This window comes from Gemmatimonadota bacterium, assembly GCA_009692115.1.
In the GTDB taxonomy this organism is placed as follows: Bacteria; Gemmatimonadota; Gemmatimonadetes; order Gemmatimonadales; family GWC2-71-9; genus SHZU01.
Genome location: SHZU01000002.1, coordinates 180,880 through 201,297, shown reverse-complemented (window position 1 = coordinate 201,297; position 20,418 = coordinate 180,880). Strand labels below are relative to the sequence as shown.

Here is a 20,418-nt window from a genome sequence, read left to right as displayed (position 1 = left end):
GACAGCCCCTCGGGGAACCTAACGAGCCGGCGCCACCGCGGCCCACGGCGCACACTGCGGCACCGGCGGTGACGATCCGGGCATCGGCGGGCCGGGGTCGCCGACCGCCATCAGCTCCACGTCAAACACCAGGGTGGCCTTCGGCGGAATCACCGGCGGCCGGCCCTTCTCGCCATAGGCCAGCTGGTACGGCACGACCAGCCGCCGCTTCCCCCCGACCCGCATGCCCTCGAAGCCGGCATCCCATCCCGGAATGACCCACCGAGCCCCCTGGGGAAACCCGAGGGGCTCCCGCGGCATCCCCGCCCCGGTGCTATCGTGGGACGAATCGAACTTCTTCCCATCGACGAGCCAGCCGGTGTAGTGCACGTAGAAACACTTGGCCGGCAACGCGAGGGCCCCGGCACCCGCGGCAACCTCCACCACCTGCAACGCGAACGCCGTCCGGGCCTTGCCCTCGAGCAGCGGGATTGGCGCCGGGAACGGTTTCGGACCGCCGGCACACGCCAGCAGGCCGGTGGCCGCGGCGAGGACGGCGGCCGCACGAAACAAAACTGACATGGAGTCTCTCGGTGAACGGTGCCGCCAACGATACTCGGCTCAGGGCTCTGCCAGCAACCGCCGGACGGCGGGTTCGAAGGACAGCATCGCCAGCGGGCCTAACGCCTGGTGCCAGACCTGGCCCGCCCGGTCGATGAGGAACGACGTCGGGTACCCCGTCACCCCGCCGAACAGCCGCTCGGCCTCCGGTCCGACCACTGCCACCGGATAGTCGATGCCCCGCTCCGCCAGGAACCGCTGGACCTCCTGGACCGACCCTCGGTCGCGCGACAATCCCAGCACCACCAATCCGCGTGCCCGGTGGCGTTCCGCCATCGCCTGCAGCAACGGCATCTCAGCCCGGCACGGCAAGCACCACGTTGCCCAAAAGTTGACCAAGACAACCTTGCCACGCAGGCTGTCGCTGGTCACCACCGCTCCGCTGAGCGAGGCAAACTCGAACTGAGGCCGGCCTGACGCGTTCCGAATCCCGGCCATCGTCTGGAGATGGGGATAGAGTCGCCAGAGCAGCACCGCCCAGACCAGGCCGAAGACCACTCGGCCTGCGATCTTCCTCACGGGGCGATCTCGTAGAAGGTCAGGTCCTTCTCGTGGTGTTGGGCTCCCCACAACGCTGAGCTGTTTTCGAAGATCAACACCGGGGCCCCCTTGGCGTCGTACACCAGCATCCGGCCCCGGGCGTTGCCGGCCCGCTCCACCGCCGCCTCGGGTCCGGCCACCCACCGGGGCGACCCGAAGCCAATCGGCTCGAGCCGGCACGGCGCGTTGTACTCGTGCTCCAGGCGGTGCACCATGACGTCAAACTGGAGCCGGCCGATCGCGCCGAGGATGGGAGCCGAACCCGACATCCCGTCGACGAAGAAGACCTGGGCCGCGCCCTCCTCCGACAAATCGCGGAGTCCGTTGTCGAGTTGCTTCCGGCGGAGCGGATCGGCCGGGTAGACGCGGGCAAAGTGCTCGGGTGGAAACCGCGGAATCCCGTCGAACCGAATCGTCGGATCCTCGGCCAGGGTATCGCCGATCCGGAGCGTTCCCCGGTCGAGCACGCCCACCACGTCACCCGACCACGCCTCCTCGGCCTGGGTCCGCTCCCGGGCCAGAAACTGCTGCGGCGGCGCGAGGCGCATCGTCCGGCCGGTTCGGGTGTTGGTCACTTCGAGGCCCGCCTCGAATCGGCCGGAGCAGATCCGCAGGAACGCGATCCGGTCGCGGTGCTTGGGGTCCATATTCGCCTGGATCTTGAACACGACCCCGGAAAAATCGGCCCGATCCGGCTGCACCAGCCCGATCGAGGAGGGCCGGGCCGCCGGCGGCGGGGCCAGCTTGAGGAAATCGTGGAGGAATGGCTCAACGCCGAAGTTGGTCAGCGCACTCCCGAAGTAGACCGGGGTTTGTTCCCCGGCATGGACGGCCGCCAGATCGAACGGATGCCCGGCCTGATCGAGCAATGAAATCTCGTCCAGCAACTGGTCTCGGGCCGCCGTTCCGACGAGTGCCACGAAGGCGGGGTCGTCGAGCGCCAGGTCCGAGGCAACCGAGCGAGTAGCCCCGTGGTCGGAACCCCGGTCGAACAGCATGACCCGCGTGGATCGCCGGTCGTACACCCCCACCAGCCCGGTCAGTCCGAAGATCGGCCAAGTCATCGGCCGGCAATCGAGTCCCAAATCCCGCTCTACCTCGCTCAAGAGCGTGAGCGGATCGGTGCCGGGCCGGTCGCACTTGTTGACGAAGGTCACGATCGGCACTCGCCGCCGCCGGCAGACGTCGAACAACTGGCGGGTCCGCTCTTCGACGCCTTTCCGATTGTCGAGCAGCATCACCGCGCTGTCGGCTGCCATCAACGTCCGGTAGGTGTCCTCGGAGAAATCTTGGTGGCCAGGGGTATCGAGCAGGTTGAGCCGGATCCCCTCGAAGTCGAACTGCATGACACTCGAGGTAACCGAAATGCCGCGTTCCCGTTCGAGCGCCATCCAGTCCGATGTCGCATGCCGGGATTGCCGGCGGGCCTTGACGGTGCCCGCTAAATGAATGGCCCCGCCGTAGAGCAGCAGCTTCTCGGTCAGGGTCGTCTTGCCGGCATCGGGGTGGCTGATGATCGCGAACGTCCTCCGCCTCGCCACTTCGATCGCAAGTCTTTGGGGGGCTTCGGTTTCGGCCGACATCAGGTGACTCCGGGCACGGCATCAGGACGGGTGGACAAGCCGCCCAAGATAACCGGCCGGGGGCCGGATGGCCTCATCCAAATGGCTCCCGTGCCGATAGTCGACCCGTATGGCACTCGAAGACGTTTTCATCGCCCGACAGCCGATCTTTGACCGGTGCAGCGCGGTCGCCGGCTACGAACTCCTGTTTCGCTCCGGGTTCGAGAATCGGTTCATCCCGATGGATAGTGACGTGGCCGCGAGCAAGGGACTCGAACGGGCCGTCATGAGTTTCGGGTTCGAATCGATCACCGACGGCAAGCCTGCCTTCGTCAACTTGTCGCGGCGAGTCCTGTTGAGCGAGCTCTACACGCTCTTACCCCCCGATCACTCCGTCATCGAGTTGCTCGAATCGGTGGAGCCGGACGCCGACGTGATCGCGGCGTGCCGCCGGCTCAAGGAATCCGGGTATCGCCTGGCCCTCGACGACTTCGTCTACCGGCCCGAATTCGAGCCGCTCCTCGGACTAGCCGATATCGTCAAAGTGGATTTCCGGAACGAGGCCAGCCGGTCGCCCGAGACACTCGACCGCCTCAAGGGAAAGCCCTCCCTGCTCCTGGCCGAGAAGGTCGAAACCCTGGGCGAGCGGGTCCAAGCCGAGCGACTCGGCTTCGAGCTGTTCCAGGGCTATTCCTATGCCAAGCCGGAGATGATGGCGAGTAAGGCGATCGGCCCGAGCAAAGCCAACTACCTCCGGCTGCTCAAAGAAGTGGGCCAGGGCGAGATCAACTTCGACCGGGTCGAAACCATCATCCGCCAAGAAGTCGCCTTCTCGATCAGGCTCCTCCGCTATCTCAACTCGGCCGGCTTCGGATGGCGGTACAAAGTGGAGTCCATCAACCACGCCCTCCGGCTGTTGGGGGTCCGCCAACTCCAGAAATGGGTCGCGGCCGTCGCCACTGTGGGCCTGGCGGAAGGCAAGCCAACCGAACTCCTGGTTACCGGCCTGCTGTCGGTCATGGACGCGGTGTTGGACCAGCCGCTCGACCAAGTCGTCGAGTCGATGGGAGCGTCGCCCGAGCTGACCGCGGGGCTCCTCCGGCGGGAGCCGCCGTTCGGGCCGGTCCTCGACCTCGTGGTGGCCCAAGAAGCGGGGTGACTGGGGCCGCCTCGACGATCTGGCCGGCCAGATCGGGACCCCGACGGCCACGGTCCAAGAGGCCTATCACACGGTGGCCTCCTGGGCGTCGTCACTGGCCACGGCCTAACGATCAGGCGTCGTCGAGACACGCCTCCGCGGCCGCCCGCCCGGACCGGAGCGCCCCGTCGATGCTGGCGGTGTCGAGCAGGTCGCCGGCCGCATAGAGGCCCCGCCGGACCCGAACCGGCCAGTCCGGCTTGGTGTACCAGGGCGGCGATTGCCCCGGGAGCCCATAATGAATCCGGTCGCATCGAAGGAGCCGCCACTCTCGGACAATGCTCCCAAACCATTGGGTGAGTTGGGCCCGCACCAGTGGTTCGAGAGTCGCGCCGTCACGCGCCGCGCCTAACACTGTAACCGACACGAGCGACTGGCCCGCGGGCCCGAGCGCCGGGCTCAAGGCCGTCGGCACCGAGAGGTTGTTGACCGGACCTTGGCCGTCGCCATTGAGCACCAGGAACCGGCCCGCCCCCTCCGGAGGGCTCTCGGCCGCGAAGTACAGACAACTGACCGCCCGCCACACCGTGGGCGCCCGCCCCGGCAGCAAATTCGGCAGGCCGGCGCCGGCCGCGACGATGACGGCCCGCCCCCGGTACGACACCCCGCCCTCCAGTTCAACCACGCCGTCACCGACCCGGGCCACCCGGGCCCCGAAAACGACGCTTCCGGCGGGAAGCCGGGCGGCCAGTTGATCCGGAAGGGCCTGCATCCCGCTGGCCGGGATCGCGGCGTCGCCGAGACTGAACATTCGGTACACGAACTCGAACATCCGGCTCGAGGCCGTCAAGTCGGGGTCGAGGAAGATTCCCGCAAAGAACGGCCGGAAAAACCGGGCAATCACCTGGTCCGAGAACCCGGCGCTCGCCAAGTACTCGGCCGTCGTAGTTTCGGCCCGACGATACCGATCGAGCGGGGATCCGCGGGTGACCTGGGACTTGAGCCGCGCGATGCGGAACTTGTCGGCGAGCGTGCCAACCCGCGAGAGGGCCGTCGCCACCGCCAAGCCCGGGCGCCGCCACGGATCGGCCACCGTCATCCATTCCCCGCCCGCGCGGATCCGAGCCCCGGGCTCGTAGGCCCGGAGGTCGAGGGCCGCATAATCGAACAAGGCCCGCGCTTCCGGGTACGCCGTCAACAGGACCTGGAAGCCTCGATCGAGTCGGAAGCCCTCGACCGAATCGGTCCGGACCCGGCCACCCACGCCGTCGCCGGCTTCGAGCAGCACCACGCGCTTGCCCGCCCGGGTCAAGTAACACGCCGCGGCCAGTCCACCCAGCCCGGCGCCGACGATGACGACGTCAGCCGACCGATCGGGGCCCGTCATCCGAAAGGCGTCTCCAGCGAACGGCTCTGCGGCGTCATCAATTCGGCGCCGGCCTCGGTGATGACCATGTCGTCTTCCAACCGGATCCCGAATTCGCCGGGGATATAGATGCCGGGCTCATCGCTGAAGGTCATGCCGGGTTCGAGCGTGAGCGGATTGTCCTTGACCAAGTACGGCCATTCGTGCCCGTCCATTCCCATCCCGTGGCCGACCCGGTGGGTGAAGTACTTGTACCCGGGGCCGAACCCGGCGGCCTCGATGACTTGGCGCGCCGCCAGGTCGACCGCGCCGCACGCCACCCCCGGCCGCGCGGCCGCGAGCGCCGCCGTCTGAGCGGCAAACTCGACGTCGAAGACTCGTTTCATTTTGTCGGACGGGCGCCCCAGCACGAACGTCCGACTCAGATCGGACGCGTACCCCCCGACACTACACCCGCCGTCGATCAGCAGAATCGTCCCCTCCCGAATCACTTGGGGGGTCACCGACCCGTGGGGCAACGCCGAGTACGGCCCGACCTGCACCCCGGCCCCACCGGAAAACCCGAGCCGATCGTGGGCCATCCGGACCAAACCGCCGAACTCATTCTGGGTCATCCCGTCTTTGAGCGATCGATAGGCGGCCTCGTAGGCCTTGAGGGTCACCGCGGAGGCCAATCGCATCAGGGCCAGTTCGGCCGGCGACTTGGTCATCCGGCATCCGGCGGTGATCGGGGTGGCGCTGGCTGCGCGGGCCCCCGGCAACGCGCCCGCGATGCTGTGGCTGAAGACGAACCGGACCGTCTCCTCGAATCCGATCACACCGGTGGCGAGCCCTCGGGACCGGAGCCCGTCGGCCACGAGGGCAGAGGGACTCTCGTGTTCGTCCCAGGTCATCACGTCGGTGCCGGCGCCTAACGGTCCGGTCTTGACCTGCTCCAGCGCCCGGTCGCGCTCGAACATCGGACAGACCAAGAAGGCGGTGCCCCGCACCGGAACGACCACCGCCAGCAGCCGTTCACTCAAGCCCCAATCGATGTTCGTGAAGTACTTGAGCGACGTCCCGCCGGTGAGCACGATCGCGTCCATCGCGGTGGCGCCCATCAGCCGCCGCGCCTTCTCGAGCCGCGCCACCCGTTCCGCGGTGGTAATCGGCACCATCCGGCCGGCCATCGAGGTGAGCGCCGCGATGGCCGGCGGAACCGGGCTCTGCTGGATCGAAAGCGGCGTCAACGGCAGCTCCGGCGACCAGCCGGCGCCCATCCCAAACGCCGACGTCGAAGCCGCCACCGACCCGAGGAAATCCCGGCGAGTTGTCATTGCAATCCTAGGAGAGGGGTTGACAGATCCCGAACTGACCAAGAAAATGGCACATAGTTCGCCTCTTCGACAGTCGAAATCTTCGACGGTGGTCCAGTGCAGATTTTGTCGCGGCCAAACTACAGTCGTCACACTCTCGGCATTCGCCTCGGCGTCATGGCGTTGGCGGCCGCCATGATCGGAGGCTGTGCGGCCTTCTCGCCCTCGCTCGCCCTGCCCGCTGGGGCGGTCCAAATCGCCGCTCGGGCCGAGTTCGCGACCTGGTTCGACCGAACCGAGGCCTGCTCGGGAATTCGGGGCCAATTCCAACAGATTCAATGGTTTGTCGTGCCCGGCGCGGAGATCTTCGAGACCGGCGATGGCGCCAAAGTCAGGATGGGGGAGAAGAACGGGTCGGTGACCCGGATCATCATCGCCGGGCGCTACCTCGGCCACGAGATGGTGGTCCGCCACGAAATCTTGCACCACCTCCTGGATCGCGAGGGCCACCCGGCGGAATTCTTCGCCGACCGGTGCCATTTGACGTGGGAAACCTGGGCGAACGCGGGCGGCGGTGGCGGTTGAATCTGAATCAGCCTGGTGTCGGCTTTCCCGGTGGCGGGTTCGAACCAGACTCGAAACGCGCCGGCCACTTGGCCCGCGGTATAAAGCCCGGTCGCGGTCACCTGGCCACCGGTCGCGCGGTACGTCCCCTGAGCCGGCACGGTCGTCCCATCCGACATCCGTCCGGTAGCGGTGAACTGGGCCGCCGCCCCAACCTGCAACACGGCCGTGGCGGCAGGGTGGACGCGGCTGAGCCGACGCGGCAACCACGACCGTCCCGCTGTCGGGAAACAGCCGGCCGGCGATTGTGACCGAGCCGACCACGGAGGCCTTCAGGGCGACGGAGCCGGCGGTGAACCAGCCGCTCGAGTCAATCACTCCCCCGGTGGACCGACGCTTCCCCCGCGAGTTCGCGACCGGCCGCCACCGGCACTACCGCCCGGACGACGAACCGCCCCGGCGGAGCGGCAGCGCCGTAGAGCCCGGTCGCGTCAATGGTGCCGCCAGTCGTTTCAAACCGGGCGACCGCAGCTCGCTCGCGAGCTCCATCGCGCCGAACGACGTCAACCACGAACCGAATCGTGGCGCCAACGACAACCGCCCCTTCGCTTGGCGAGAGCTCCACCCACTCGGGATCAGCCGGGTTGCCATCGAGCCCAGCATTCCGCTCCGCGGAGCAGCCAGTAAGCAGGAGGAGGCCGAGAGTGCCGAGGGAGGGTGATCGCCCGGCTTGAGGCGGCCTCATCCTCGCAACTTAGCTATCCACGAATTGTTCAACAAGACTAAAAATAGTACATTGCAACTTTTCAACACCATGTTAAAAGTTAATAAGCTGTTTAATAACAATTGTTTACGATTGACATCATGCTGTGACACTCACAATGTCAATGTACATAAACAATACTGTGTTGAAAGGTAAACGGCGCGACTGGACAGTAGTTCCAAATTGGCAATAGATTGGGGGGGTCCAGCGCCTCCCACCACCTCACTGCTCAGCCGAATTCGAGGGTTCCGTGCTCCGACCCGAAGTGCGTCACGCGATTGGAATGGCCACCGTTGACCACGCCTGGCCTCTGATCGAACGGTTTTCGACCCTGAAGCGCGAACACCCCCGAGATGTCGAAACCGCCGCCCAGGATATCGTGGCCCGCTTGACCGCCCTCGGCATCCCGGTCACCGTGCATGAGCCTGAGCTTTTTCTGAGCATCCCGGGAGCGGCGGAGGTCAGGGTCGGGAGCGGCTCATATCGAGCCAAGCCCATGGCCATGAGCCGAGCCACCAGCGGAACTACGGCCCCGCTCCTCTACCTTCCGAACCAACAGGATCCGAGCCTCGAGGAGCTCTTCTCTCGCCCATCGGGGTCCGACCGCGATCCCGAGGTCCGCGGCCGGATCGTGATTACCGAAGGGTTCGGAATGCCCGGCAAGGTCGCGCACTACGAGGCGCTCGGCGCGGCCGGCCTGATCGCGGTCAATCCGGGAAAGAACGCCCACTGGGGCATCTGCACCACCGTCTGGGGCACCCCGGATCTCTACGACCTGCCTCGGAAGCCTTCGATCCCGGTGGTGGCCGTCAACGCCGCCGACGGCCAAGTCTTGATCGAACGAGCCCGCCGAAACGAGATCGGGACGATCGAGTCGCACCTGGAAGAGGGGTGGTACCGGTCGCCGATCCCCGTGGTCAAGATTGCCGGGACCGACGAAGCCGAGCCGTTCGTGCTGCTCCACGGCCACTACGACTCCTGGGACGTCGGCGTCGGCGACAACGCGGTCGGCGACGGCACCATGCTGGAGATCGCCCGGGTGCTGTGGACTCGCCGCTCGGACCTCAAGCGGTCGGTCTGGATTGCCTGGTGGCCGGGGCATTCCACCGGCCGGTACGCCGGCAGCACCTGGTTTGCCGATCACTACGCGGCCGAGTTGTACGAGTCGTGCATTGCCCAGGTGAACTGCGACTCGCCCGGGTGCCGTTGGGCCACGGAGTATCTCGAGATCGCGTGGATGTCGGAAACCGAGGCCTTCGCCAAAGCGGTGATCCGGGACATCTCCGGCAAGGAGGCGAAGGGCGAGCGTCCCTATCAGGCGGGCGACTACTCGTTCAACAACATCGGAATCAGCGCCTACTTCATGTTGCTGTCCACGATGTCGCCGGAAGACCGGGCGGCCAAGGGGTACTACGCCGTTGGGGGTTGTGGGGCCAACATCGCGTGGCATACTGAGGACGACACGATGGAGATCGCCGACCGGACGATTCTCCTCACCGACATCAAGATCTACCTGGCCGCCGTCATGCAGGCCGCCAACGACACCATCGCGCCGTTCGACTTCGGGGCCACGCTCCGCGAGTTCTCCGGCACGCTCGACCGGTACCAGCGGGCGGCAGGCTCCGATTTTTCCTTCGAGCCGAGCCGGCAGGCAATCGCGGCGTTAGGCGATGCGGTCGCCTCGCTCGGCGCCGCGGCGGCCCGCCTGACCGGCCGGCCGGCCGGCGACCCTGCGGTCCGCCGGATCAATCGGGCCATCCGCCGGCTCGCCCGGCACCTTGTACCCGTCAACTTCACGACCCGGCCCGGATTCTTCCACGATGAGGCCGAGTCGATTCCGCCTCTCCCCGACCTGGCCCCGGCCACCGGAATGCCGGCCGCGGATTCGTCGCGCCGAGGCTTCATCCGGACCCACCTCACGCGAGGGCAGAATCGGTTCGTGGCGGCGCTGAACGACGCCTGCCGGGATGTCGAGATGGCGTTGGCATGAGGACCGCGTTCCGGGGTTGCCTCGTCCTTGCGACGTTGTTCGGATGCAGCCGGCAACGACCGCCGGAGCGTTCCCTCCGGCTGGCGATCATCAACGATCCGATCATGAACGCCCCGCTCTCGCCGGACATCGGATCGGTCCTGATCAACAAGATCATCTTTCCGGGGCTGGTACGTCCAAGCGACTCCCTGACCCCGGAGCCCGATCTGGCCACCCGTTGGACAATTTCAGCCGACGGCCGCCAGTATACCTTCGCGCTCCGGAGCGGCGTCGCGTGGCACGACGGCCGGCCGTTCTCCGCCACCGACGTCAAATTCACCTTCGACCAGATCCTCGATCCTTCGTCCGGGACGCTCCAGTGGTCGGATTTCTCGGTGGTCGACTCGGTAACCATCGTCAATAGCCTCACCGTCCGTTTTTGGCTCAAATCGCCGCTAGCCCCGTTTCTTACGCTGCTCGGCCATAACGCCGGCATCATCCCGGCCCACGCATTCCTGGGCCGAATCGCCGATGCCGTCGGCTTCAACCGGTCCCGGCCAATCGGCACCGGCCCGTTTCAGGTCGTCGAATCGGTGCCCGGCAGCTACATCGTCCTGACCGCCAATCCTCGGTATTACGGCGCCAAGCCCGGCCTTGACCGGATCATTTTCAAGATCGTGCCCGACGTCAATGCCCAGGTGGCCCAACTCCAGGCCGGTGAGCTTGATTTAGCAACGCTCGAGCCGGCAAACCTCCGGGGGCTCGAGTCGGACCCGGAACTCCGGATCGAGCACGTCAGCGTTCCCCAGCACTACTACATCGGGTTCAACCAGGGCAACCCGCTCTTCCGGTCGTCGGCCGTGAGGCGCGCCCTCACGCTCGCGATCAATCGCCAGGCGATCATCGACGGAGTCCTTCGGGGCTTTGCCGATTACCCCCAAGGAACGATTCCGGTCGCGCTCCGGGACTACTTCGCGGACTCGTTGCCCAAGATCCCTTACGATACCACCGCGGCGCTCGCGCTGATGGCCGAGGCCGGCTGGCGACGCGGCGGGGACGGCGTGCTCCAGGATCACGCTGGTCGGCGATTTGCTTTCACGTTGTTGGTCGACAAGGGAAACCCCAGCCGCGAACAGACCGCCGTCGCCGTCCAACAAGATCTGAAGAAGGTCGGCGTGGCCGTCACCATCAATACGATGGAGTTTGCCTCGATGGTTCGTGACTACGTGGTGCCCCATCGGTATGAGGCCTACCTGGTCTGGTGGAACACCCCGCTCGATCCCGACCAGTTCTCTTACTACGGCTTGGGTCAGTCGAACAACGACGTCGTCTACTCCAATCGGACCGCCGACTCGCTGTTGACCGTCGGCCGCGTGACCCTCGACCCGGCAGCGCGGCGCCAAGCATACCTCGCCTTTCAGGCCGTCGAGGCGATCGATCCCCCGGTCCTCGTGCTCTACTATCCCCGGGAAATCCAGGTCCGCCGGGCGGGTTTGCGGGGACTGCCGCCCCTCGGCATTCGCGACGCCATGCGTCACAGCGAGCGGCTTCACTTCGAGCCGCGCTGACCGGTGCTCCGGATGCTGGCCGCCCGGCTGCTTCAGGGGCTCATCGTCCTCTGGATCGTCACGACCGCCACCTTCGTGCTGATCCATGCCGCCCCCGGCGGGCCCGCGGTCCTTGCGGACCCCAAGCTCTCGGCAGTCGAGCGGGCCGCCATCGAAACCCAACTCGGGATCGATCGCCCGCTGCCGGTTCAATATCTGACCTGGCAATCGAACGTGGTCCGGGGCAACCTGGGCCGGAGCTTTCTCTACCAGACGCCCATTCTCGATACCGTGCTCGACCGGCTCCCCAACACGATCCTGCTGGTGGCGCTGGCGGTGGCGGTGGCCCTGCTGATTGCGGTACCGGTCGGGCTCTACGTCGGCGCCCGGCCGGGCTCCCCGATTGACCGGGTCGTGACGGTCGTGAACTTCACGGCCCTCGCCATTCCGCCATTCTGGTTCGGCATTGTCGCCCTGATGGTCGTGGCAGCCCGATGGCGGCTGTTGCCGGCCGGCGGCATGATGACCCCGGGCGAGGAGGGATCGTTCGTCGATCGGCTCCGCCACTTGGTCTTACCGGTCATCGTCCTGGCGCTCCCGATCTCGGCCGAGCTGATCCGGTTCACTCAGGCAGCGGTCCGGTCCAATCGGGGAGCTCCGCACGTGACGCCGGCGGTGGCACGGGGGCTCCGCCCGCGGGAGGTGACCGGCCGCCACATCTTTCGAAACGTACTCCTCCCGGTCCTGACCGTCCTTGGGCTCCAGGTCCCGATCCTGGTCGGAGGCGCGGCCGTCACGGAGACGGTGTTCGCCTGGCCGGGAATGGGCCGGCTCGGGGTGGAGGCGGCGCTCGGCCGTGACTATCCGCTGGTCATGGGCATCGCCGTGGTCGTCGCAACCACGGTGATCCTCGCCAACCTGCTGCTGGACCTGGCCTACAGGTGGGCCGATCCGCGGGTCCGGGTCGGGCCGTGACACGAGCCCTCCTGCCCCTCGCCCTGCTGGTGCTGTTTGCCTTCGGCGGGCCACTGGTCTATCACGCCGACCCGACCGCCATCGACCTCACCCTGACGGTCGCGGGAATGTCGGGCGCCCATCCGTTAGGCACCGACGAAAGCGGCCGGGACGTCCTGGCCCGGCTGATGTCGGGCGGCCGGGTCTCGCTGGTGGTGGGGCTCCTGGCCGGTGTGGTCGCGGTGGCGGTAGGTACGGCGGTGGGCGGCCTCGCGACCGCCCGGAACCCCTGGCTCAGCGTGGCCACCAGCCGGCTGCTCGACGCCGCGATGGCCGTTCCGTCCTTCTTCATCCTCTTGGTCATCGTGACCCTCTTCGGCGGTTCGACCACCACTCTGATTGCCGCTATCGGCTTGACCGCCTGGATGGGCATCGCCCGGCTGGTCCGGGCGGAGAGCCTGAGCCTCCAAGAGCGGGACTTCGTCCTGGCGGCCCAGGCCCTCGGCCAGCCCCCGCCGGCCCGGTTTGCCCGCCACGTGCTCCCCCACCTCGTCCCCACTCTGATCGCCGCCGCCGGCGTCGGGATCGCGCAAGCCGTGCTCACCGAGTCGGCCTTGTCGTTCCTGGGGCTTGGGATCGAGCCCCCGATGGCCAGTTGGGGCAACATGCTCACCGGGGCGCAACAGAATTTGGGAGAGGCCCCCTGGCTGGCGCTTTACCCCGGCTTGTTGATCGTTCTGACCGTCCTGGCCGCCAACACCGTCGGGGAACAGATCCAGAGACGGGGCGGGTTGCATAAGTGAGCCCCTCGCCCCAATTTCCCCCCCGCTGGAGTGGTGGCCGAGAGGCTGAAGGCGGCGGTTTGCTAAACCGTTATAGGGGCGAAATCCCCTATCGAGGGTTCGAATCCCTCCCACTCCGTTTTTGGCTCAAAATCCCATGACCGCTCCCCGGCTCCGTTTTGCCCCGTCCCCGACCGGCTACCTCCATGTCGGGGGTGCCCGGACCGCCCTCTTCAACTGGCTCTATGCCAAGCAGTCCGGCGGGACCCTGATCCTCCGGATCGAGGACACCGACCAAGCCCGGAGTACCGACGCCCACACCCAAGTGATCCTCGACGGCCTCACCTGGCTCGGGGTTACCTGGGACGAGGGGCCGTACTTCCAAGGGGCGGACGGCCCGCGCCATCGGGCCGATGCCGAGCGGTTGCTTCGGACCGGGAAGGCGTATCGGTGTTTCTGCACCAAAGAGGAACTCGAGGCCGCGCGCCAAGCGGCTCCGGGCGGAGCGGACACCTACAAGTACGATCGCCGGTGCCATCGGCTGTCCGAGGAAGGCATCGACGAGCGGGTCCGGGCCGGCACCCCGTTCGTGATCCGATTCCTGATGCCCGACGAAGAGATTGCTTGGGACGACGCCATTCACGGCCGGATCTCGTTTCAAGGCCGGGACCTCGACGATCTGGTAATTCTCCGGACCAACGGGACGCCGATCTACAACCTCGCCGTCGTCTCCGACGACGTGGCGATGCGGATTACCCACGTCATCCGGGGCGACGACCACATTTCCAACACCCCGAAGCAGATCGCCCTCTACCAGGCGTTAGGCGCCCCCCTGCCGGTGTTCGGTCACGTGCCGATGATCTTGGGTCCCGATGGCAAGAAGTTATCGAAGCGCCACGGTGCGACGGCGGTGGGAGACTACCAGGCCCAAGGCATCCTCCCGGCGGCGATGCGGAATTTTCTGGCCCTCCTCGGCTGGTCCCCAGGCGACGACCGGGAGATCATGCCGGAAGCCGACCTGACTGGAGCTTTCTCGCTCGGAGCAATCCAAAAGAAGGCCGCCGTCTTCGATGTCACCAAACTCGAATGGATGAACGGTCAGTATCTCTCCACCTTACCGGCTGCGTCGATCGAAGGCCTCATCGCGGGCCATCTCGCCGATCTCGGCGTGGCCCTCGCGGGTCGGGACCTTCGCCCCGCCATCGACGCGGTCAAATCCCGCGCCCGGACGCTGACCCAGTTGGCCGAGCGGGTGGCGGTCCGGCTCGACCCGAGCCGGGCGGCCCTCGAGCCCAAGGGCGAGGCACTGATCACGAAGATGGGACCGGCTTACGCCGCGAGCCTCCGGCTGGCGATCGAGGCGCTCGGCACCATTCCGGACGCGGAGTGGCACCCCGAGCCGATTCTCGAGGCGATCAAACGGTCGGCCGAGGCCGCGGGGATCAAGTTGGGCGATGCCATGCAACCGATTCGGGTTGCCCTGACGGGCGATACCGTCTCGGAACCGGTCAACGAACTTGTGGCGGTGGTCGGGAAGGCAACGGTCCTCGCCCGACTGGCGGAGGTCGCGGCCCGGAGCTAAGCGGGGCGGCCCCAGCTAGACGATCGCGACAGGCTTGAAGCGCCAGATTCGGTCCAGCAGGAGATCGAGCAGGCCCTCGCCAACGAACGCATCAACCGCTCGGCTGGTGGCGCCGGCGTCCATCCCCCAGATCACCACCCGCTTCGGGATCCCCTCGATGTCCCCCTGCACGAACGCCCGTTCGTCGGATTGCCACATTTGCGGGGCATCGGCCACCAGTCGCTGCGACACGGCGTTGACGCCGGGACCTCCGACGGCAATCGTGGGGTGCCGATGCAACTCGGGGCGGTCGAGATACTCCTGGTCGCCGACGACCAAGGCTCGGCGATAGAACTGGCCGTTGCCTCGCGAGTCGATGGCATCGCGCACCGTCACGGCAAAGGGACGATCACGATTCGCCTCCCCCACCCCGACGACGACCATCACCGTCTCATCTCGATCGACCAGCTTCATGGTGGCTTGACCCCAGTGGAATCCGCCGTCTTGGGGGGCGGAGTCCGTTGATTCTTGTCGAAATCCCGCTGCCGCTCGCGCTCGGCCCGGAGTTCCCGAATAGCCCGTTTGAAATCGGCCATCGTCGCCGCGCGGCGGGCCGCGATCTGCGTGTCTTCGCGCATTTGCTGGAGGGCCCGGAACTTGGGATAGTCGGCCGTTTCAGCGCTCCCCCCGGCCGGCAGGGCCCCGAATGCGCTCAGGATCCCGGCCACCAGCGCGGTCGGCACCTTGATCGGACCAAGATAGATCCATTGGGCGTCGATCCCCAGTTGCTGGTCACCGACTTTGGTAACCCACTTCGGGATCGGATCGCTGGCCGCCGCCACCGTCAACACCGAGTCCAGATAGGCTTGGACAATGGCCGTCACGGCACTGTCCACCAATTCCGTTTGGCTCCGAGCGACGTATCGAGCCAAGTCCCTGGGAGGGAGCGGAAGCGGCCGTGCCCAAAGCTTGCCCTCGCCCTGGGCCGGACCGATCCGGCCATAGCGGGCCCGCGCCGCATCGCCCGGGACACCAGAACCGGTGTCCGCCGTCGGCGGCGGAGCCACCACCGTTGGCGCGTCCGGCTCCGGGGGTGTTTCCGGTTCCGGACCGGTATCCAGAGTTGGCAATACCGAGGCGCCCGCGTTCGGCGGCCGGCGCCGGGCCCCACCGGCCGACGGCTCTCGAAACGCCATCTCGACGGCCTGGGGACCAACCGTGCCCAGCGGGTAGTACACGACCTGCCGCCGGGTCTCCCGCGGCGGGAGCCACGCGGCAACCTTGACCAACAGCAATAAGGAATGGACCCCCAGGCTCGCCACCATGGCGAGCCAAGGGAACCGCCGCCCAGTCGGCGGCAGGATACTACGCGGCGGAGTGGTCACCCCGAGCCTGGAAAGCCGCGAGCGCCCGGCCGAGCCGCCCAACCGCATCGGTCAATCGGTCCTGGCCCACAGTCAAGGCGATCCGGAAATATCCCTCACCGGCCGGTCCGAACCCGCTCCCCGGAAGGGTCACGACCCCCTCGGTCTCCAACGCAAACCGCGTAAACGGCGCCGACGGGATTGCGGACGGTAACGGCACCCACAAATACATGGCGGCCTTCGGCGATTCGATCGAGAGGCCAATCGTCGCGAGGGCCCGAACACCGGCGTCGCGGCGGTGTGCCAACTCGTCCCGAATCGGCGCCGTGAACTCCTCGGCTCGATCCAGCGCGACCACCCCGGCCCGCTGGGTGGCGAGAAATGGTCCGGTGTCGGTGTACGACTTGACCTTGTTCAGACCGCCGATCAAGGTCGGATTCCCGATCGCAAAACCGACCCGCCACCCGGTCATCGAAAAGCTCTTCGAGAGCGAGAAGAATTCAACCGCCACATCGCGGGCACCCGGCACGTCGAAAATGCTGGGCGCCTGGTAGCCATCGAACGTGAGATCGCAGTAGGCGTTGTCGTATGCGAGCACGATCCCGTGACGGCGGCAGGCGGCCACGGTGCGCTCGAGGTAGGCCATCGACGCCACCGCGGCGGTTGGATTGTTCGGATAGTTGACGTACACCAAACGGGTCCGCGCCAGCGTCGCGGCCGGCACTTGGTCGAGCTCGAGCAGGAAGCCGTCGCGGGCGACGAGCGGATACTGAAACGGGATCGCGCCCGACAGCACGGCCCCGCCGATGTACGCCTGATAGCCTGGTTCCGGCAGAATGACGACCTCGCCCGGATTTACGAACGCAAACGGGAGATGGGCCAACCCGTCCTTCGACCCAATCAGGGGCAAGACCTCGGTCGTCGGATCGAACTGATGACCGAATCGCCGGTGGACGTAGCGAACCGCCGCCTCGCGAAACGGGAAATACCCCTGCTGGAAACCGTACTTGCTCATCGCCGAATCGGCGAGCGCCTCACCCATGGCGGCCACCACGGGGGCCGGCGGCGGCGTGTCGTTGTCGCCGGCTCCAAGGTCAATGACATCGACCCCAGCGTCGAGCAACCGCCGCTTGATGCCCGGGATCTCAGCGAGGGGATAACCGGGCAGTTGTCCGAGTCGAGCACTCCCTCTGATCGTCATCCGGCCACGACTGGATTCCGAAGCACTCCGACCCCGGGAATCTCGACCTCGACCACATCGCCGGGATTCAGGCGGCCCACCCCGGCTGGCGTCCCAGTGGCGATGAGATCGCCCGGTTCGAGGGTCATGACCTGGCTGATGTGGGCGAGGAGGAACGGAATCGAGAAGTGCATGTCCCGGGCTTTGCCGTGCTGGCGCACCTGGCCGTTGACCCGGCCAATGACTTCGAGGGCGGCCCAATCGAGCCCGCCGACCACGTCGTCGCCCACCGCGCAGAAGGTATCGAACCCCTTGGCCCGAGCCCACTGGGATTCCTTCTTTTGCCAGTCTCGAGCCGTCACGTCATTGAGACACACGAACCCCCGAATCCCCCGCATCGCCTCGTCCTCGGTGGCCTTCCGCAACCGGGTCCCGATGACGAGGCCGATTTCGGCCTCGTGCTCGACATGAGTGGACAGCGTGGGGAGCACGATCGCTTCGCCCGGCCCGATCAGACTGCTCGGCGGTTTCAGGAACAACAGCGGATCGGCGGGGAGTTCGCTCCCCATTTCCTTGGCATGCTCGAGGTAGTTCTTCCCGACACATACGATTTTCGACGGTGTGGTTTGCATCCCTGAAGAATAATGCGTGGCGGGGCCGAATGGTCGCCCGCTCAGGTCGATGCGCCGATCCCGTGCCGGGCAAAAAAGTCCTCCGCGGCGGTCCGGACCGCCGACCAGGGTCCCTCGATTCTTGACGCTCTCGGGAGGCCGCTCAGGAGCCAGGGACCGTAGCGCCGGGTCAACACCCGGCTATCGAGCAGCACCACGACCCCGACATCGGTCTTGGAGCGGATCAACCGCCCGAACCCCTGCTTCAGTTTCAGGGCCGCGTGCGGGAGCAGATACTGCGCGAACCCATCGACCCCTTGCTCCGCCAGCCGCTCGAGCCGGGCCGCGGTCAGGGGTTCCGAGGGCACCTTGAACGGCAGTTTTCCAAGCACCAGCGTCCGGAGCGCCCGACCCGGGACATCGACGCCTTCCCAGAACGAATCGGTGCCGAGGAGGATTCCGTTGCCCGACTCCCGGAACCGCCGGAGGAGCTGGTCGCGGCCTCCCTCGCCCTGGACCAGGAGCGGCCACCGGGGGTCGAGCCCGCTCCGAAGCCGGACCGCCGCTCGGCGGAGCGCCCCGTGGCTCGTGAACAACGCAAACATTCCGCCGTCGGACGCGGCGGCCAAATCGGCAATGACCTGCGCCACCGCCTGATCGTGGGCGGCTTCGTTTTCACGGGGATCGGGCATGTCATTCGGAATCCCGAACAGACACTGCGATGGGTAGTCGAACGGAGACGGGAGCATCTCCCGGACCGTCACCGGACTGGGTGCCTGATCGAGCCCGAGCCGGGCCTCCAGAAACTCGAACTCACCACCGGCGGCTAACGTTGCGCTGGTCAAGACCACGGTTTTGTTGCGATCGAACACCAGGGCGCGGAGCACCGGCGCCAGGTCCAACGGCACGGCGGCCAGCGACACGCCAAGGCCTTTGTGACCACTTCGTTCGATCCACCGAACGACCGGAGGACCGCCCCCGACGGGACGGAGCGTTTGGTTCAAGGCGTCGGTGCCCGATTCGAGCCGCCGAATGACAGCCTTGAGTTCGAGCATCAGTTGGTTCCGTCGATCGGTCATTTCGCCCTGGCTCAGCCGGTCGGCCACGGTGGCCACTTCGTCGGCTACCCGCCGGAACGAGCCGAGCAAGGCGTCGACCTCCCGTCCCAGTCCCTCACCCCAGATCGGATCGGCGGCAAACTCGTCCTGGAGCCGAATCGAACCGCCACCCTCAGTGATCAACCGGCCATAGAGCCGCTCGAACATGGCCTCGGAGAACCGCCGGGCATCATTGATGGCGGGTGCCAGCTTGTCCCGGACCAGCTCGAGGCTGGCGCGCGAGAGGACATCGCCGTCCCGCATCAACTCCCGGACCAGGGTCGGCACCAACCCGCGGCCGTTCCGTTCCAGCCTTCCGAGCAGCCGTCGAACGCCGGTACTCGACAGCTGCCGGCCCAAGTGCGAGGCGGCGACGTCTTCGAGGTGATGGGCCTCATCCAAAATCAATCGCTGGTACGGGGGAAGCACGGCGGCATCGTCCCAATTGTCGGACGCCGCCCGCACCGCGAGATCGGCCGCGAGCAAGTGGTGGTTGACGACCACCACATCGGCCTCCGCGGCCTTCCGGCGAGCCCGGAACAGGAAGCACCGATCGAAGTGCGGGCACTTGAGCCGCGGGCAGAGATCGGACTCTGCCGCCACCTCGTCCCACACCTCGACACTCGGCGGGGTGGCCAAATCACCCACCGTTCCGTCGCCGGTTCGGCCGGCCCACTCCGCAATCGTAATGAGTTCGCCGATCCGGCCTTCCTCGAGGAGCGACTGCTGGCCCGCCGTGGCAACCTCGAGGCGGGCCAAGCAGAGGTAGTTCCGCCACCCCTTGAGCAACGCAAACGTCGGCTGCCGGACCTCGTCGCCTAACGCCTGGCGGAGGAGCGGGAGATCCTTGCCGACCAACTGCTCCTGCAAGTTGATGGTATTCGTCGAGATCACGGTCCGTTCGTCGTTGGCCCGGGCCCACGCCAGCGCCGGAACCAGGTAGGCGAACGACTTCCCAACCCCGGTACCCGCCTCCAGCACCAGAGTGCCGCCGTCGTTGTAGCCGTCCGCGATGTACGCCGCCATGTCTCGCTGGCTCTGCCGGTCTTCGTACTGGCCCATCAGCTTCGCGACCGAACCGCCCTCGCTCAACACGGCCACCACCTCGAACGGGTCGAGCCGTTGCTCCACCCGAGCTCGGGGAACCTCCACCACCACATATAACGCCGACGCCTCGTTGTTGACGATCCCGAAGCCCACCCCGGCGTCGTGGAATCGGGCCGCGACGCTCAGGTCGGCATGCGAGGGTTCGAGATGCCCCGTCGGGTGGTTGTGAAGCACCATCTCTCCGCGACGGGCGGTACCCGGCAGCGCTAAGACCATGTCTGGAGTACCCCGGGCCACCGCGCGGGCCTCGGTCACCACGCCGGCGGCCGAGACCACCGCCACGAAGCACACCTCCCGGCCTCCCGCCGCGGCGATTTCTTGGGCAATCACGTCCTGCGCGACAGGGAGGATCCGGTGGGGAGGAGCGGACATGCTGCAAGATAGCGGCGCCGGAGCTCTGCGCCGTACCAATTAAACG

At 66.7% G+C, this 20,418-nt stretch carries 18 protein-coding genes and 1 tRNA gene; 8 read left to right on the top strand and 11 right to left on the bottom strand.

All coding sequences use genetic code 11. The features are described from left to right. Positions 1 to 18 precede the first annotated feature (18 nt). From EXR94_03430 to EXR94_03420, 3 genes are read right to left on the bottom strand one after another with little or no spacing between them, the layout of a single operon-like run. A complete protein-coding gene (locus tag EXR94_03430; protein MSR01781.1) occupies positions 19 to 561 on the bottom strand; it encodes a hypothetical protein in 543 nt (180 codons plus the stop codon). Positions 562 to 600: 39 nt separating this feature from the next. Further along, on the bottom strand, positions 601 to 1,119 hold the full coding sequence (locus EXR94_03425; protein MSR01780.1) for a TlpA family protein disulfide reductase: 519 nt from the start codon (positions 1,117 to 1,119) through the stop codon (positions 601 to 603). Beyond that, positions 1,116 to 2,723, bottom strand: a complete 1,608-nt coding sequence (locus tag EXR94_03420; GenBank protein MSR01779.1) for a peptide chain release factor 3 — start codon at positions 2,721 to 2,723, stop codon at positions 1,116 to 1,118. The genes EXR94_03425 and EXR94_03420 overlap by 4 nt, the downstream gene beginning before the upstream one ends. 109 nt (positions 2,724 to 2,832) lie before the next feature. On the opposite strand from EXR94_03420, the gene EXR94_03415 reads away from it, so the two are divergent. Continuing rightward, positions 2,833 to 3,861 carry an HDOD domain-containing protein gene (locus EXR94_03415; protein MSR01778.1) on the top strand — a complete coding sequence of 343 codons (1,029 nt, stop codon included), beginning with the start codon at positions 2,833 to 2,835 and terminating at the stop codon, positions 3,859 to 3,861. A gap of 112 nt (positions 3,862 to 3,973) precedes the next feature. Here the strand turns inward: EXR94_03415 and EXR94_03410 are convergent, their stop codons facing one another. Together EXR94_03410 and EXR94_03405 are read right to left on the bottom strand one after the other, a co-directional pair. Further along, positions 3,974 to 5,227: an FAD-dependent oxidoreductase gene (locus tag EXR94_03410; GenBank protein MSR01777.1), complete on the bottom strand. Its 1,254-nt coding sequence runs from the start codon at positions 5,225 to 5,227 to the stop codon at positions 3,974 to 3,976. Then, positions 5,224 to 6,522, bottom strand: a complete 1,299-nt coding sequence (locus EXR94_03405) for an aminopeptidase P family protein (GenBank protein MSR01776.1) — start codon at positions 6,520 to 6,522, stop codon at positions 5,224 to 5,226. The genes EXR94_03410 and EXR94_03405 overlap by 4 nt, the downstream gene beginning before the upstream one ends. Positions 6,523 to 6,618: 96 nt before the next feature. Here EXR94_03405 and EXR94_03400 point away from each other — a divergent pair, with 96 nt between their 5' ends. Then, positions 6,619 to 7,086, top strand: coding sequence for a hypothetical protein (locus tag EXR94_03400; protein ID MSR01775.1), 468 nt, complete (start codon positions 6,619 to 6,621; stop codon positions 7,084 to 7,086). Positions 7,087 to 7,435: 349 nt separating this feature from the next. Here the strand turns inward: EXR94_03400 and EXR94_03395 are convergent, their stop codons facing one another. After that, entirely contained in the window at positions 7,436 to 7,810 is a 375-nt protein-coding gene (locus tag EXR94_03395; protein ID MSR01774.1) for a hypothetical protein, read from the bottom strand. A 301-nt stretch (positions 7,811 to 8,111) separates the two neighbouring features. On the opposite strand from EXR94_03395, the gene EXR94_03390 reads away from it, so the two are divergent. The 6 genes from EXR94_03390 to EXR94_03365 all read left to right on the top strand — a co-directional run bounded on the left by EXR94_03390 (position 8,112) and on the right by EXR94_03365 (position 14,662). Further along, positions 8,112 to 9,818, top strand: coding sequence for a M28 family peptidase (locus EXR94_03390; protein ID MSR01773.1), 1,707 nt, complete (start codon positions 8,112 to 8,114; stop codon positions 9,816 to 9,818). Then, on the top strand, positions 9,815 to 11,365 hold the full coding sequence (locus EXR94_03385; protein ID MSR01772.1) for a peptide ABC transporter substrate-binding protein: 1,551 nt from the start codon (positions 9,815 to 9,817) through the stop codon (positions 11,363 to 11,365). Before EXR94_03390 ends, EXR94_03385 begins: the two co-directional genes overlap by 4 nt. Before the next feature lie 12 nt (positions 11,366 to 11,377). Further along, positions 11,378 to 12,319 carry an ABC transporter permease gene (locus EXR94_03380; protein MSR01771.1) on the top strand — a complete coding sequence of 314 codons (942 nt, stop codon included), beginning with the start codon at positions 11,378 to 11,380 and terminating at the stop codon, positions 12,317 to 12,319. Continuing rightward, entirely contained in the window at positions 12,316 to 13,101 is a 786-nt protein-coding gene (locus EXR94_03375) for an ABC transporter permease (GenBank protein MSR01770.1), read from the top strand. Before EXR94_03380 ends, EXR94_03375 begins: the two co-directional genes overlap by 4 nt. 27 nt (positions 13,102 to 13,128) lie before the next feature. Beyond that, a tRNA-Ser gene (locus EXR94_03370) sits at positions 13,129 to 13,219 on the top strand. 18 nt (positions 13,220 to 13,237) lie between these two features. Next, positions 13,238 to 14,662 carry a glutamate--tRNA ligase gene (locus tag EXR94_03365; GenBank protein MSR01769.1) on the top strand — a complete coding sequence of 475 codons (1,425 nt, stop codon included), beginning with the start codon at positions 13,238 to 13,240 and terminating at the stop codon, positions 14,660 to 14,662. 15 nt (positions 14,663 to 14,677) lie between these two features. On the opposite strand, the gene EXR94_03360 is transcribed toward EXR94_03365, so the two are convergent. The 5 genes from EXR94_03360 to EXR94_03340 are packed head-to-tail and all read right to left on the bottom strand — an operon-like array spanning position 14,678 to position 20,372. Continuing rightward, a complete protein-coding gene (locus EXR94_03360; GenBank protein MSR01768.1) occupies positions 14,678 to 15,115 on the bottom strand; it encodes a hypothetical protein in 438 nt (145 codons plus the stop codon). After that, the gene (locus tag EXR94_03355) at positions 15,112 to 16,026 is read right to left on the bottom strand and encodes a hypothetical protein (protein MSR01767.1); all 915 of its coding nucleotides are present in this window, start codon (positions 16,024 to 16,026) and stop codon (positions 15,112 to 15,114) included. The genes EXR94_03360 and EXR94_03355 overlap by 4 nt, the downstream gene beginning before the upstream one ends. Then, positions 16,007 to 17,206, bottom strand: a complete 1,200-nt coding sequence (locus EXR94_03350; protein MSR01766.1) for an aminotransferase class I/II-fold pyridoxal phosphate-dependent enzyme — start codon at positions 17,204 to 17,206, stop codon at positions 16,007 to 16,009. The genes EXR94_03355 and EXR94_03350 overlap by 20 nt, the downstream gene beginning before the upstream one ends. After that, entirely contained in the window at positions 17,203 to 17,817 is a 615-nt protein-coding gene (locus EXR94_03345) for an FAA hydrolase family protein (GenBank protein MSR01765.1), read from the bottom strand. Before EXR94_03345 ends, EXR94_03350 begins: the two co-directional genes overlap by 4 nt. Positions 17,818 to 17,858: 41 nt before the next feature. Next, a complete protein-coding gene (locus EXR94_03340) occupies positions 17,859 to 20,372 on the bottom strand; it encodes a helicase (GenBank protein ID MSR01764.1) in 2,514 nt (837 codons plus the stop codon). Between the last annotated feature and the right edge of the window lie 46 nt (positions 20,373 to 20,418).

Coding starts and splice junctions, on each gene's coding strand:
- EXR94_03415 (MSR01778.1), top strand. CDS start 2,833: ATGGCACTCGAAGACGTTTTCATCGCCCGACAGCCGATCTTTGACCGG.
- EXR94_03365 (MSR01769.1), top strand. CDS start 13,238: ATGACCGCTCCCCGGCTCCGTTTTGCCCCGTCCCCGACCGGCTACCTC.
- EXR94_03360 (MSR01768.1), bottom strand. CDS start 15,115: ATGAAGCTGGTCGATCGAGATGAGACGGTGATGGTCGTCGTCGGGGTG.
- EXR94_03430 (MSR01781.1), bottom strand. CDS start 561: ATGTCAGTTTTGTTTCGTGCGGCCGCCGTCCTCGCCGCGGCCACCGGC.
- EXR94_03345 (MSR01765.1), bottom strand. CDS start 17,817: ATGCAAACCACACCGTCGAAAATCGTATGTGTCGGGAAGAACTACCTC.
- EXR94_03390 (MSR01773.1), top strand. CDS start 8,112: ATGGCCACCGTTGACCACGCCTGGCCTCTGATCGAACGGTTTTCGACC.
- EXR94_03385 (MSR01772.1), top strand. CDS start 9,815: ATGAGGACCGCGTTCCGGGGTTGCCTCGTCCTTGCGACGTTGTTCGGA.
- EXR94_03420 (MSR01779.1), bottom strand. CDS start 2,723: ATGTCGGCCGAAACCGAAGCCCCCCAAAGACTTGCGATCGAAGTGGCG.
- EXR94_03395 (MSR01774.1), bottom strand. CDS start 7,810: ATGAGGCCGCCTCAAGCCGGGCGATCACCCTCCCTCGGCACTCTCGGC.
- EXR94_03410 (MSR01777.1), bottom strand. CDS start 5,227: ATGACGGGCCCCGATCGGTCGGCTGACGTCGTCATCGTCGGCGCCGGG.
- EXR94_03380 (MSR01771.1), top strand. CDS start 11,378: ATGCTGGCCGCCCGGCTGCTTCAGGGGCTCATCGTCCTCTGGATCGTC.
- EXR94_03340 (MSR01764.1), bottom strand. CDS start 20,372: ATGTCCGCTCCTCCCCACCGGATCCTCCCTGTCGCGCAGGACGTGATT.
- EXR94_03350 (MSR01766.1), bottom strand. CDS start 17,206: ATGACGATCAGAGGGAGTGCTCGACTCGGACAACTGCCCGGTTATCCC.
- EXR94_03405 (MSR01776.1), bottom strand. CDS start 6,522: ATGACAACTCGCCGGGATTTCCTCGGGTCGGTGGCGGCTTCGACGTCG.